This is a genomic window from Frankia sp. BMG5.60, from assembly GCF_059428125.1.
In genome coordinates this window covers 2,279,046-2,292,749 of record NZ_CM182091.1, presented here as the reverse complement: position 1 = coordinate 2,292,749, position 13,704 = coordinate 2,279,046, and the positions used below count along the sequence as shown (strand labels likewise).

10 protein-coding genes are annotated in these 13,704 nt (G+C 73.3%); 7 read left to right on the top strand and 3 right to left on the bottom strand.

Going from position 1 to position 13,704, the window contains the following annotated elements:
- Positions 1 to 153: 153 nt before the first annotated feature.
- The 5 genes from AC5R91_RS09180 to AC5R91_RS09160 all read left to right on the top strand — a co-directional run bounded on the left by AC5R91_RS09180 (position 154) and on the right by AC5R91_RS09160 (position 10,301).
- Positions 154 to 891, top strand: a complete 738-nt coding sequence (locus tag AC5R91_RS09180; RefSeq protein ID WP_495396725.1) for a hypothetical protein — start codon at positions 154 to 156, stop codon at positions 889 to 891.
- Entirely contained in the window at positions 884 to 4,828 is a 3,945-nt protein-coding gene (fxsT, locus tag AC5R91_RS09175; RefSeq protein WP_495396724.1) for an FxSxx-COOH system tetratricopeptide repeat protein, read from the top strand. The genes AC5R91_RS09180 and fxsT overlap by 8 nt, the downstream gene beginning before the upstream one ends.
- A gap of 71 nt (positions 4,829 to 4,899) precedes the next feature.
- Positions 4,900 to 6,006 (top strand): hypothetical protein, encoded by a 1,107-nt coding sequence (locus tag AC5R91_RS09170; protein WP_495396723.1) that lies wholly within the window; start codon positions 4,900 to 4,902, stop codon positions 6,004 to 6,006.
- A gap of 128 nt (positions 6,007 to 6,134) precedes the next feature.
- Entirely contained in the window at positions 6,135 to 8,501 is a 2,367-nt protein-coding gene (locus AC5R91_RS09165) for an aKG-HExxH-type peptide beta-hydroxylase (RefSeq protein WP_495396722.1), read from the top strand.
- A 111-nt stretch (positions 8,502 to 8,612) separates the two neighbouring features.
- Positions 8,613 to 10,301, top strand: coding sequence for a bifunctional 3-(3-hydroxy-phenyl)propionate/3-hydroxycinnamic acid hydroxylase (locus AC5R91_RS09160; RefSeq protein WP_495396721.1), 1,689 nt, complete (start codon positions 8,613 to 8,615; stop codon positions 10,299 to 10,301).
- 30 nt (positions 10,302 to 10,331) lie between these two features.
- On the opposite strand, the gene AC5R91_RS09155 is transcribed toward AC5R91_RS09160, so the two are convergent.
- Both AC5R91_RS09155 and AC5R91_RS09150 read right to left on the bottom strand, forming a co-directional pair.
- Positions 10,332 to 10,634 (bottom strand): hypothetical protein, encoded by a 303-nt coding sequence (locus AC5R91_RS09155; RefSeq protein WP_495396720.1) that lies wholly within the window; start codon positions 10,632 to 10,634, stop codon positions 10,332 to 10,334.
- 1 nt (position 10,635) lies between these two features.
- Entirely contained in the window at positions 10,636 to 11,004 is a 369-nt protein-coding gene (locus tag AC5R91_RS09150; protein WP_495397924.1) for an ArsR/SmtB family transcription factor, read from the bottom strand.
- Between the two features lie 161 nt (positions 11,005 to 11,165).
- Between AC5R91_RS09150 and AC5R91_RS09145 the strand changes: the two genes are divergently transcribed.
- Entirely contained in the window at positions 11,166 to 11,783 is a 618-nt protein-coding gene (locus tag AC5R91_RS09145; RefSeq protein WP_495396719.1) for a MerR family transcriptional regulator, read from the top strand.
- Positions 11,783 to 12,760 carry an aldo/keto reductase gene (locus AC5R91_RS09140; RefSeq protein ID WP_495396718.1) on the top strand — a complete coding sequence of 326 codons (978 nt, stop codon included), beginning with the start codon at positions 11,783 to 11,785 and terminating at the stop codon, positions 12,758 to 12,760. The genes AC5R91_RS09145 and AC5R91_RS09140 overlap by 1 nt, the downstream gene beginning before the upstream one ends.
- On the opposite strand, the gene AC5R91_RS09135 is transcribed toward AC5R91_RS09140, so the two are convergent.
- The gene (locus AC5R91_RS09135; protein WP_495396717.1) at positions 12,750 to 13,703 is read right to left on the bottom strand and encodes a winged helix-turn-helix domain-containing protein; all 954 of its coding nucleotides are present in this window, start codon (positions 13,701 to 13,703) and stop codon (positions 12,750 to 12,752) included. The two genes, AC5R91_RS09140 and AC5R91_RS09135, sit on opposite strands and share 11 nt — an antisense overlap.
- Between the last annotated feature and the right edge of the window lies 1 nt (position 13,704).

Here is a 13,704-nt window from a genome sequence, read left to right as displayed (position 1 = left end):
CCGGCCGTCGGCGCGTCGCGGGTCGGGCACGGAATCCGGGGACCGTCGAGGAAAGAATGCGGTCTGGCCGGAGCCGGTCGCCGTGGACGTGAGAGGCACGGGTGTGATGGTGGGGCGGGCGCGCTGTCGTGAAATGCGACCCGAGGGGCGCCGGTGACCCCTTTCTTCCTCGTGCATCACGCCCTTGCCGGGGGCGACGGCAGCTATGTGCAACGCTTCGCCGGCGACGTGCAGGACAGCGTCTACGAGCGGTTCGGTCGTCGCGAGGCGTTCACGGGCGGGGTTGCCGGCGCCGAGGTCTCCGCGCCGGGCTCGCCGGGACAGTCGAACACGCAGGTGCTGTTGTCGCCGGTGCTGGTGGCGCTGTACTCCGACGCATACTTCTCCGACCCGCAGTGCCGGGTCGAGTGGTCGCTGTTCCGGGAGCGGCTGCGCTGGCACCAGCACTTCACCGGACGCCGCTCGCCGGCGCTGATCGGCGTCCCCTGGTCCATCCGGGCGGTGCCGCCCCCGGTGCCGATCCGGCAGACGGACATGATCGACGACGACTTCGGCGCCGAGTTCGCCGCGGGAGGAGCGCTGCGGCTGATCCGCTCCGCCCCCGCCTCGCCCGGCTACCGGCACCTGGTCGGGGCCGTCGTCGAGCTGATCGCGCGGGCTCGGGTGGACGGGCCGCCGTCGCTGTCCGAACGCGACGCCGAGCTCGTCCGGCTCTCCGGCCGGACCGCCTGGGCGGGCGGGGCCGCCGCCCAGGATCCGCGGCGGGCCGCACCACGCGCGGCGTTGCGTCTCGGCGGGGAGCGCCGGTGGCGGATGGCCGATCCCGAGCACACCCGCCGGCCCATCCTGCGTCGAGCCGGCGTCGCGGAAAGGGGCGAAGAAGATGACTGAGGTCACCGGGAGAACCGAGGCCACCGGGAGACCGGACCCCGCCGAGAGCCCGGCGCACATCGTCACCTTCTACTCGTACAAGGGCGGCGCCGGTCGCACGATGGCGGTGGCGAACGTCGCCTGGCTGCTCGCCGCGTCCGGCAAGCGGGTGCTCACCGTCGACTGGGACCTGGAATCCCCCGGCCTGCACCGCTACTTCCGGCCCTTCCTGCAGAACAAGGAGCTCGACAGCAGCGACGGGGTCACGGAGATGCTGGAGGGTTTCATCCGGGAGATCGACCGTCTGCAGAACGCCGGGCACCCGGGGCTGGAGCAGGCTGCGAGCCCGCCGGACGCGGCCGCCATCCAGGAGATCACCGCCCATTACAGCGACTTCCGGCACAACATCGAGACGATCGACTGGCCGGGTTTCCCCGCCGCCGGGCGCATCGACTTCCTCGGCCCGGGTCGGCAGACCGCCAAGAACGCCGTCGTCGCGGTCGCGCTGCCGTGGCCGGCGTTCTTCGAGGACACCGACGGACGGGCCTACTTCGCCGCGCTGCGTGACCGCATGCGCTTCGCCGGCTACGACTACGTCCTGATCGACAGCCGGACCGGAACCTCGGACGCCGCGGGTATCTGCACCCAGTTGCTACCGGACACCGTCGTGGTCGGCTTCGCGCTGAACAACCAGTCGATCGACGGTGGCGCCGCGGTGGTGCGCCAGATCCGCGGCGGCGAGCGGCCCATCCGTATCCTGCCGGTCCCGATGCGGGTGGAGGACACCGAACAGCGCAAGCAGGAGCTACGCCGCCGTGCGGCCTTCCACGCGTTCCGCCCGGCGCTGAGCGACCTGTGCGGACCGGATCAGGAGGCGCAGCGGGCGCGCCTGATCGAGCTGGAGGTCCCCTACAAGGCCGCCTATGCCTACGAGGAGGTGCTCGCGACCTTCCTCGAGGACCCCGCGAGCCGGTCGGGCCTGCAGGCCGCCTACCGGGTGCTGGCCAGCGTGATCACCGGGGATGAGCCGCTTTCCACCCGGCCGGTGCCCGCCGAGGAGCGGGAGCGGGTGCTGCGCGCCTTCGAGCACTACGGGCCGCCCGCCCCGCGCTCCGTGGCGGTCTTCGGCGCGCCGGAGGACCGGCCGTGGGTCGACTGGCTGGTCTCCGTGCTCACCCCGACCGGCGTGCGGGTTCGACCGGTGTCCCCGACCTCCGTCACCCAGGAGGACTTCCCCGCGGCCGACGCGCTGGTCGTCGTCGGCTCGCCGAACCTCGGGCCGGACACTCCGGGCGAGGCGGCGCTGCGTGCGGTGGTGCGCTCCCGCGGGCGCGACGGGGTGGCGCGGGCCGCGACGAGCATCATCCAGGTCGGCGTGACGCGGCTGGACGGCGACTACACCAGCGCCGAGGTGATCGGGCTGACGACGCTCGCGGAGCGGGAGGCGGCGGTCGAGGTCCTCGAACGCCTGGCCCTGCCCGTCCCCGGGATCGGTCTCGGCGACCTCGCCGCGGTCACCGCCCGCTATCCGATGCGCCGCCCGCGGGTCTGGACGATGCCGACGATGTTCAGCCAGCCCTTCATCGGCCGTCACGTCCTGCTCGACACCCTGCGCGATCGGTTGCTGCCCGGCGGTCGGGCCACCGGCCCGGCCCTGTTGGTCGGCGGCGACGGGATCGGCAAGAGCGCGGTCGCGGCCCAGTTCGCCCTTCGGTTCGGGGCGGACTACGACATCGTCCACTGGATCCCGGCCGGTGACGAGACGTCCGTGCGGCGCTCTCTGGCCGACCTCGCCGTCCTGCTGCGCCCGGACAGCGACGTGCCGCAGGCCCAGCGTTCCCCGTCGGAGCAGCTCGAACGGGTGGCACTGGACGCGCTGCGCCGCGGCGACCCGTCGTCGCGCTGGCTGCTGATCTACGACGGCGCGGGGGACCCGGCGGCGCTGGCCGGGCTGTTGCCGACGGCCACGTCCAACGGGCACGTGCTGATCACCTCGGCCGAGCCGGGGTGGCGGGACCAGCCCGGCGCCCTGTGGGTGGAGCCGTTCGCGCCCGAGGAGAGCCTGGCGTTCCTGCGCCAGTGGCTGCCCGCGGTCAACCGGGAAAGGCTGGAACTGGTCGCCAAACGCCTCGATCACCGCCCGTCCGGTCTTCGCACGGCCGTGGGTCGGCTGCGCCAGGAGTGGCGCGGCGCGGAGATCGACGACCAGGCGGTCGACGCCTACCTGGCCCAGGCAGTCGGCGCCACGGCCGAGACGACGACCTGGACGGTGTCCTTCGAGACGTTGCGGTCCGCGGCGAGTCCGGTCCGACGGGCGGCGGCCCGCCTGTTGGAGCTGTGTGCCTTCCTGTCCCCGCAGGGCGTCCCGCGCGGCCTGCTGGAGTCGCCGGTGATGCTGCGCTACCTGGCCGGAGAGGTCGGCGACGACACGATCGCCGACCCGACCGTGCTGCCCGAGTTGTGGGGGGAGATCCGCAAGCCCCGGCTGGCCGAGGTCGACGCCGTGCCGGAGGGGCAGTTGCGGCTGGCGGCGCGCTGGCAACTGCTGCTCGTCGAGCGGATGGCCCCGGCCGCGCGGACGGCGGCGCGCCAGGCGGTGCTCGGGGTCTTCGCCGAGATCGCGCTGGCCGCCCCGCGGGCCGCCGACCCGGGGAGCTGGCCGATCTACCGGATGCTGGAGGAACAGGTCGTGCCCTCCGGCGCGATCGACAGCCCGTCGCCCGCTGTGCGCCAGTGGCTGGTGTCCCAGGTGTACGCGATGTGGCGGTCGGGTCGGCTGGAACTCGGCCGGGACATGGCCGAGCGCACACTGGATCGCTGGCGGGAGCTGTTCGGGCCGGACGACCCGCTGACCCTGCGGATGGCCACCCACCTGGCGATGCTGCTACGGGACCTCGGCCGGTTCCAGGCCGCCTACGACCTCAACACCGACACCCTCGCCCGCCAGCGCCACCACCTGGGCATCTATCACCGGCACACGCTGATCACCGCGATGAGTTACGGCATCGACAGCCGTGAACTCGGGCGGTACGCGATGGCGGCGGCCGAGGACAGCAGCACCCTGATGGGGTTCCGGGAGACCCTCGGCGACAACCACCTCGACACCCTCATGGCCGCGAGCAACCTTGCGCTGTCGACCTTCCTGGAGGGCCGCGCCCGGGAGGCGCTGAACCTCAGCCTGGACACGATGCAGCGGCTGCGTCTGGTCGGCGCCGAGAACACCTCGCAGTTCTGGTGGTTGCAGGCGCGGGCGGGAATCTGCCAACGCGAGCTCGGTGAACTGGAGCAGGCCGAGCGGCTGCTGCGGCAGGCCGCGACGAGCCTCGCCGACATCGAGGGGAGCACCACCCACCTGACACTGCGCTGCAACAAGCACCTCGCGGTCGTCCTGCGCCTGCGGGGCAGCGCGGATGCCGCCGATCACCTGGCGGCGGAGACGCTGCGACGCTACGTCGAGATCTACGGCGAGGCGGACCTGGGCACGATCGCCTGCCGACTCAGCCGCGCGGGTCACCTGCACGCCCTTGGGGAGCATCACCGGGCCGCGGTCGAGGCCGAGTCGTGCCTGCGGGAATACCTGCGGCTGCACGGCCCCGAACATCCGTTCACGAACATCTGCCGGTCCGATCTGTCGATCTACCTACGCGCCGACGGGCGGCCGGCCGAGGCGCTCGAACTCGCCGAGCAGGCATATCTCACGCTTGCCGACGAGCTCTATCTGCACCATCCGTTCGCCTTGGCCGCGGGGGTGAACCTCGGTGCCGCGCGGGTCGCGTTGGGCGACGTCGACGAGGCCCGCCGGCTGGCGGAGGAACTGCTTCAGGAGGCCGAAATGTCCCTGGACCGGCATCATCCCCATCTGGCGACACTGCGTAATAACGCGGCGGTGCTGGCCGCCGGGAACGCGGATGGCGGGCACGGTCACCGGGACATCGACATCGACATCTCCAGTGTCTGACCCGGTCTCCGCTCCGCATCGGACGCATGCGCCGGCCACCACCCGTCGGGACCCGGCAGAAGGAGGAGCTGATGGTGACTGCTCCAGATGACTCCCTTGAACCCAACATCTTCACCGCCCGGCATATCGGCGACGAATACAACGGCATCATGCGGGAATTTCGCCGGGCGGTCGCGATCGCTGGGGCGCAGCACATCGAATACTACGACCGCGGGCTGCCGACGGTGGCGGCGGATCTGCTCGCCCACCCGGTTCTGGCCGAGAACTTCCGTGGTGCCCGCACGGTTGAGCGGGCCCGCCGGGACTACGAGACGATCGGCCGCCAGCTCAACCATCGGATGACCGAACTGAATGCCGCACTGTTCGGTGTGGCCGGCGGTCGCCTGATCAGGACGGTCTTCGCCGCGCCCGATCGGGCGGTGCTGTACTTCGACATCGACGAGGGGCAGTACATCGTCGGCGTGAGCCTCACCGCGGAGGCCCTGGAAGCCGCCGACCTGGCGCTGTCGGAGGCAGCGGCGCGGATCCGGGCGGCCCGGGGCCTCGCCGACCCCAACTACGGCGGGTACCACCAGGGCGGCTACTACCAGCTACCGGCGGAGCCGCCGGCAACCGGAGCGGTCGACGCCCGGCCGAGGGACGACGCCGGCGGGGACGACGCCGGGGGAGCGGCTCACATCTTCGCCTCGCTGCCCCGGCCCTCGGTGCCGGTGTTCGCCAATCCCTGGGCCGCTCTGATCCACCGGCGCTGGTCGCCGCTGCGCGATGGCCGCGAGGAGCTGTTCCAGGCACAGGCGGTGAACATTCTTCAGCCGGCCGACCTCCAGTACATCGCGCTGGTGCGCGAGGGCCGGGTAAGCGCCGCGGACGTGCTGGACCACAGCGACCTGAACGAATTCTTCGTCGGTCCCGGACGGACCGCTCGGCGGGACGCCTTCGAGCAGGTCGGTGCCGAGTTCCTGGTGCTGAGCGATCTACTCGACGGGCTGCTGCGCTCGGTGCTCAACCGTCGCCTGACCCGCACCGTTCTCGACGTCGAGAAGGGCGCGCTGTATTTCCACCGGATCAGCCGGGACGAGGTTCTGCTCGGCGTCACTGTCGACCAGCGGCGGGTGGCCGACGCGGATCGGCGGTTCCAACTGCTCGTGCACCGATTCACCGCCGCCCGCGGGGAGTGATAGACGGGCCTCGGCGCCGACGGGAAACCGTCGTTGGACGGGATCGCCGCCGATCCCGCCGCGCTATTCTTCCTCGTGCAGGTTCCTGCGCCGCAGGACGCGCACCGGCGTGGTGGGAGGCTCCACCGATGGCACACGATCCGACTCCCCTGCCCGGCGGTCTGGTGGACCTCTGCGGGTTCGACATCGACCGGCTCGCCGCATTGTCCGGCCCGGTGTCCGGGGAATGGCTGCGCCAGGTCGCGGCCTGGGTCGGATATCCGGCCGCGCCGCTGCCGCCCGCCGTCGCCGCCGCGTTCAGCGGTTCGCTCACCACCGCCGGATACCAGCCCCGCAGCCGCCTGTACGGCGAGGTGTCGGATGGTGAGGTCCGGCGCGGCCGCGGTGTCGCCGAGCTGTCGCGTCCCGGCGAAGCGGCCGCGCTCCCGGCCGGTCCCTCCCCGGCGGCCGCGCGCCGCCGCCTTCCCCACGACCCTGCCCCGCTGGCCGCCGTCGGGACGTGGGCGGGGTTCGCCGGCTCGCGGACCGAGCCGCTCGCGCCCTCGGCTCGCCACCGAGTCACCCACGGTGACGTCGACGCGGTGGCACGCGGGCGGGCCGGCCCCGCCGTGCTCACCGAGCTGCGTCGAGCCCAGATCAGCCGGCGGATGCTGCTGCTCTGGGCCGTCCTGCGCAGCGTGCGCGCCGCCGATGTCGACGCCGAGACGCAGGACTGCCTGGCCACGGCGGTGCAGGTGCTCGCCCGGGCCCAGCGGCGGGCGCCCGGTGAGGTGCACGCCCTGCTGCTGCACCCGACGGTCGGGATCTGGCTGGTGGACAGCCTGCGCCGGTGCTGGCGGGCGGCGGCCCTGGTCGACGGTGCTCGGGTCGACGGTGCTCGGGTCGACGGTGTCGGCGCGGCCGACGTCGACGGTCTGGGGTACCTCGGCGGGATCGCGATCGCCGCCGCTCTGCGCGCCCGGCAGTCGTGCCGGGTGCCGGTCCGGATCGTCGACGGGCTGATCGCCGTCCCGACCATCGGTTGCGCCGTCGTGGGCGCGGCGGGCGGCTGGTCGCTCGCCGTCGTCACGCCGGCCGGCGCCGGGGGCGACCGGCCGCCCACTCTGCGGGTGATGCTTCCCGACCGGTGCATCGTGGTGCGGCCCGGTGATCCGCACCCGCCGACCGGGGGCGCCTGGCTCCCGGCGCGGTCCATGCCAGCCACCGCCGGGACCGCCGCCGGGACCGTCGGCGGCGACCTCGAGCTGTCGCTGGAGGACACCGACCCGTTCCGCGGCAGCGACGCCCTCCCGCTGCCCGTCGCGGCGCGCGGCGGCCCGGCCACGGCGGCGCGCTGGCTGCGGCTGACCGGCGCGGCCGGAGCCATCCTGGCCTCGACAGATGCCAGCCAGGCGGCCGAGGTCGCCGGCACCCTGCGCGCCCTGGTGCCGCTGCATGACGCGTCGGATCGGCCGAGCAGCAGCGCCACGGTGACCGACGCCCTCGGGACCATCATGATCACGCCACCGCTCGACGCGGTGCGGCTTGCCGTCGCGCTCGTCCACGAGGCGGCGCACAGCCGGCTGGAGATGCTGGGCGACATCACGCCGCTGGTACGGGCGGTCAACGGCCCTCGGGTGCACTTCGCCCCCTGGCGCCCCGATCCCCGTCCGCTGGCCGCCGTCCTGCACGGCGCCTTCGCCTACTCCCGGATGGCCGCCTTCTGGGCGGCCCGCTGGGCGGCACCGCGCGCCGGTGATCTGCAGGCGGCCTACGAGCTCGCCTGGTGCCGCGGGGCCCTGCGCCTGGCGCTGCCGGTGCTGCGCGCCGCCGGCGGCCTCACCGAGGCCGGTGACCACGTGGTCGCGGCGATGGAAGCCGACTGTGACGCCTGGGACCACGTCGAGCTGCCGGCCGCGCTGACCCGGGCCGCCCGGCGCGTGCTGCGCGACGTCGGCGTGGTCTGGCGGCTGCGCAACATGCGCCCCGACGCCGATCACATCGCCGGTTGGGCACGGGACTGGCTGGCCGGCCGGCCCTGCGGGCGCCCGGTGCCGCCGCGCTCCCGGGTGGAGCCCTGGACCGCGCGGCGTCCGGTGCACCGCCACGCCCGGCAGCGGCTCACCGCCCTTGCCTTCGCCTCACCCCGCTCCGGCCTGCACCTGCCCGGCGCGGCGACGGCCGGGGATCTGGCGGCCGTCGCCGGTGACACCGTCCGCGCGGCGGTCGAGTTCCGCCGGGAGTTGCGCGAGCGGCCGGGACGGGTGGAGTCCTTCGCCGGGCTGGCGCTGATCCATGCCGACCGGGTTGGCGGTGGGCCGGAACGACGGCTCTGCCTCGACCATCCCGAAGCGCTGCTGGCGCTCGGTGAGCGAATCCGCGCCGCCACCGGTCGCACCCCCGACCTGCCCGACCTCACCGCCTGGATCGCCGCCGGCCGCCCCACGGGCCCCACCCGGCCGGTTCGGCGCATGGTCACCCGCGCGCAGCGAACCCCCGCCGCGTCCACCTGCTGACCCGCGGTCGCGCCGCCGCGAGGTGGCTTGGGGCTCGTGTCCGGGCCTGGACACCGCGGTGTTCTAGCGCGTGCCGCTCCCGCGTAAGAGCGAGAGTGTCACGGAAAGCGCATGAGCTATGGCGTTTCGCGTCCGAATCTTCTACGGTTGGTAGAAGTTGAGGCGGAGGAGCGCGCGATGACGGATGACGCGGCGCTGGATGTGCTGGTGGTCGGCTACGGGCCGGTCGGCGCGGTGCTGGCGGCGATGCTCGGCCGGCGCGGCCTGTCGGTCGGCGTCGTCGAACCGCAGAAGGAACCCTTCCCGCTGCCCCGGGCGGTGGGCCTCGACGAGGAGACGCTGCGGCTGCTGGTCGGGCTGCCCGGCCTGGCCGGCTTCCTCGACCGGGTGCACGCCAGCGGCCGCAGCGCCATCCTCGGGCCGAACCGGCGCGTGCTCATCGAGCTCGGCCTCGGAGAGAGCGAGCTCGGTGCCCCGGTCGCGGCGTTCTTCCACCAGCCGTCGTTCGAGCGTGATCTGCGCGCCGGCATCGCCACCCTGCCCGGCGTCACCGTGCATCTCGGCCGGTCGGTGACCGCGCTGCACCAGGACGGCGAGCCGGCGGACGCGGGCGATCCGGACGGCCCGGGCGGGTCGGTTGGCCCAGTCGGCCCGGTCACCGCCGAGCTGGACGACGGCAGCCGGCTGCGGGCGCGCTGGGTGATCGGCTGCGACGGCGCCTCGAGCCCGGTGCGCGGCATGCTCGGCGTCGACTACGCCGGGTCGACCTTCACCCAGCCCTGGCTGGTCGTGGACGTCGAGACGCCGACGCCGCTGGCACACCTGCCGTACTTCTCGTTCGTCTGCGACCCGCGGCGCCCGGCGGTCACCATGCCGATGCCCGGCGGCCACCGCTGGGAGTGGATGCTGCTGCCCGGGGAGGACCCGGCCCGGATGGCGCAGGCCGACGGCGTCCGCGCGCTGCTGAGCGACTGGGTGGACCCGGACACGGTGCGGGTGGTACGCACCGCCGTCTACACCTTCCACGCCCGCACGGCGGCGCGCTGGCGGGTCGAACGGGTCCTGCTCGCCGGGGACGCGGCGCACAGCATGCCGCCGTTCGCCGGCCAGGGCCTCGGCGCCGGGCTGCGCGACGCCGCCGCGCTGTCCTGGCGGCTCGCCGAGGTCATCGGCGGGCTCGCCGGCGACGAGCTGCTCGACGAGTACGAACGCGAACGCCGCCCGCACGTCGAGGCGATGACGTCCGCGGCGCTGCGGGTCGGCCGGGTCGTGCAGACGACGAACCCGCGGCTGTCCCGACTCACCCGGTCCGTGCTGGTCACCCTCGACCATGCCCCCGGCCTGCGCCGCGCGCTGCGGGGCGGCGCGGCCCGACCGCGGCCGCGGCTGCCCCGTGGCGTCGCCGGCACCCGTCCCGCCGCCGGGCGGATCCTGCCGAACCCGCGGCTGCGCACCCTGGACGGCCGCATCATCCGCCTCGACGACCTGCTCACCGACGGCTGGACACTGATCGGCCGCGGGATCGACCCGACTGCCGGCCTGGACTCCGCCGCGCGGGACTGGGCCGACCGGCGGAGCGCCACCGCGCTCACCGTCGTCGCCCCCGGTGGTCTGCGGGCCGTCAGCGACGTCTCCTGCCCGGCGGTCGAGGACCTCGACGGCACGCTGCTGCGCGCGCTGCGCACCCGTCGGCCGCTCCCGATCGCGCTCGTCCGACCCGACCGCTACCTCGCCGGCCTCGTCGCGGCGCCGCTGCGAGGCACCGACCTGCCCCACCCCGCCGGCCACGTGCGGCCCTGACCGTCCGTGGGCGGCTCGGTCGGCGTCCCGTTATTCGACCTCGCGAAGAATCCGTTCCAGGCTGGTCAGGCGACCGCTCATCTCCGCGAGCTGCTTGCCGATGTCCGTCAGTTTCGCCGACGTCTGGTACTGGGCGTCGGTCGCGTCGTCCGCCAATTCGCGGTAGTTGGATTCCTTGCTCAAAGCAACCTTCGCGCGGGAGCGGGCTACCGCATACCAGGCGATGATGGCCACGAACAACAGGGAGACGATCAGTGAACCGAACGTCCACACCATTCCGTCGATCGACCACGAGTGCTCGTCCGAGGCGGCGTCCGCCAGATTCTGGATCATGTCAGTCTCCGTTCTTGCGTGACGGGGGGGCGGGTTGGTCAGCCGCGCCGTCCGCGTCGATGGTCAGGGTCACGGCGGCTGCCGCCAGCATCTCGGGTGTGAGGGTGAGCGCGAACGGCACGATCTCGTAGAACTTCATGGCCTTACCGTCTTCGGATACCTCGATGTGCGGCGAGACGAGTCCGGCGGCCTCCAGCCGGCGAAGGTGGACCTGGAGGAGTGGGCGGCTCATCCCCAGGTCCCGGGCGAGTTGGCTGACATAGGCACGTCCACCGACCAGCGCCGCGATCGTCCGGAGGCGATGGGGATTGGCGAGCACCGCAAGGAGGCGACACAGCTCGTCGCCAGTGACTTCGGACTGTCCCACCATCACCTCCATTAACCTGCAAAAAAAATTTTGCACGTGCCACGAATGGTTGTCAAGTACGGGTGTGACGGTCCCCTGGCGGCCAGTGGGCATCGTGCGCGTCGTCCTGCGGTGAATCGCGGGAGTTTTGACTTGGAGTGCGCTCCAGGTCCTAGCGTTGAGCCATGGCCACGCTCGAAGCACCCGCGACGACGTCCAGCCCGACCATCCCGCCCCGGCAGGCACCGCCCCGGCAGGCACCGCCCCGGCAGGCCTCGTCCCGGCAGACATCGCCGCGCCAGGCCTCGTCCCGACAGGCCCCGCTTCGCCAGGTCCCGCCGCGATCCGAACCGGCGGGCGTGGTCGAGCCGGGTGACCCGCTCCACGCCGCCTGCGGGGAGCCGGTGTTCGACCCGCTGGCGGGGGACGACGGCACCGGCACCCTGACGATCGCCGAGGCCGCCGCGGCCACCGGCGTCAGCACCCACACGCTGCGCTACTACGAACGCGCCGGGTTGATGCGGGACCCGGTCGCCCGGGCCACCTCCCAGCACCGGCGCTACTCCGCCGCCGACATCCGCTGGGTCACGTTCCTGACCCGGTTGCGGACGACCGGCATGCCGATCCGGGAGATGGCCCGTTACGCCCGGCTGGCCGGCGCGGGCGAGGGCAACGAGGCCGAGCGCCTGGCGCTGCTCACCGAGCACCGCCGCCGCGTGCTGGAGCGCCTCGACGAGGTCCAGCGCAACCTCGCCGCCATCGACAAGAAGATCGCCGTTTACCAGGAGAGGATCGACCGCTGATGCACAGGGTCGCGTTGGGCAGCCAGGGGCTGGAGGTCTCCGTCCAGGGTCTGGGCTGCATGGGCATGTCCGAGTTCTACGGCGCCGGGGACGACGCCGAGTCCGTCGCCACGATCCACCGGGCGCTCGACCTCGGCGTCACGCTGCTGGACACCGCCGACATGTACGGTCCGCACCGCAACGAGCAGCTCGTCGGGCGGGCGATCGCCGACCGGCGCGACCAGGTCGTGCTCGCGACCAAGTTCGGCGTCGTCCGCGACCCGGCCGACCCCACCGCCAGGGGCATCAACGGCCGGCCGGAGTACGTCCGCTCGGCGTGTGACGCGTCGCTGCGCCGGCTCGGCGTCGACCACATCGACCTGTACTACCAGCACAGGGTCGATCCGACGGTCCCGATCGAGGAGACCGTCGGCGCGATGGCCGAGCTCGTCGCCGCCGGGAAGGTGCGCTACCTCGGCCTGTCCGAGGCGGCGCCGGCCACCATCCGCCGGGCCCACGCCGTCGCGCCGATCACCGCCCTGCAGACCGAGTACTCGATCTGGTCCCGCGAGCCGGAGGTGGAGATCCTGCCGACCCTGCGCGAGCTCGGGATCGGGTTCATCTCCTACAGTCCGCTGGGACGGGGCTTCCTCACCGGCGCCTTCCGCTCGGCGGCGGACTTCGCCGTCGACGACTTCCGCCGGCACCTGCCGCGGATGAGCGGCGAGAACCTGGCGGCGAACCTCGCCGTGGTCGCCGAGATCGACAAGCTCGCCGCCGAGAAGGGCGTCACCCCCGCGCAGCTCGCGCTGGCCTGGGTGCACCACCAGGGTGACGACGTCGTGCCGATCCCGGGCACGAAGCGACGTCACTACCTTGAGGACAACGTCGCCGCGGCGGAGATCGCTCTCACCCCGGCCGAGGCGCAGCGCCTCGGTGCCGCCGGGTCCGTGGTCGCCGGCACCCGCTACCCCGACATGTCGGGGGTCAACGGGTAACCAGCGTGCCGGGGGATGGCCGGGCCGGCGCGGTGGTGGCGGTCGTCCCTGCCGGTGCTGAGGTGCTTGTTGAGGCCGCTGGGGCCGCCGGGGCCGAGGCCAGGAATGAGGGTGAGGCCGAGGCCGTGCAGACGCGGTAGCCGATGCCGCGCACGGTGAGGATGTGGGTCGGGGCGGAGGGATCCACCTCCACCTTGCGGCGCAGCCGGCGGACGTGGACGTCGAGCATCCGCGCCCCGCCGAAGTAGTCGTAGCCCCAGATCCGTTCCAGCAGCTGCTTGCGGGTGACGGCCCGGCCGCCCGCCACGGCGAGTTCGCACAGCAGCCGGAACTCGGTGCGGGTCAGGTGCTGGTCCTCGCCGCGCCGGCTGACGACCCCCTCGGACGGGCGGATCTGCAGGTCGCCGACGCTCAGCGCGCTCGTCGTCGCCTGCTCCGGATGGACACGGCGCAGCAGGGCCCGCAGCCGCGCCAGCACCTCCGGGGTGACCGGGGGAGCGGTGACGTAGTCGTCGGCACCGGCCTCCAGGGACGCGATGACGCCGGTCGGGTCCAGCCGGTCGGCGACGACGACGAGGGGGACGTCGCCGGCGGCGCGCAGCCGGCGGCAGAACTCCAGCCCGTCCATCGGCACGGCCCCGTCCAGACCGTCCAGACCATGCAGATTCCGCAGGTCATCGGGGTCATCGGGGTCATCAGGGTCGGAGAGGTCGGCGAGGTCGGAGGGATCGAGGCCGGCCGGGTCGAACACCAGCCCGTCCAGCCAGTCGAGGGCCAGCGGCAGGCAGGTGAGGACCAGATGCGCACCGCGCGCGGCCAGCAGGGCGAGGGCCTGCTCGCCGGTTGCGGCAGTGTCGACGCCGTAGCCCTCGCCGAGCAGGGCAGGCACCAGGTCGCGCCGCAGGGCGGCCTCGTTGCCCACGAGCAGAAGTGTCGTCCGCACC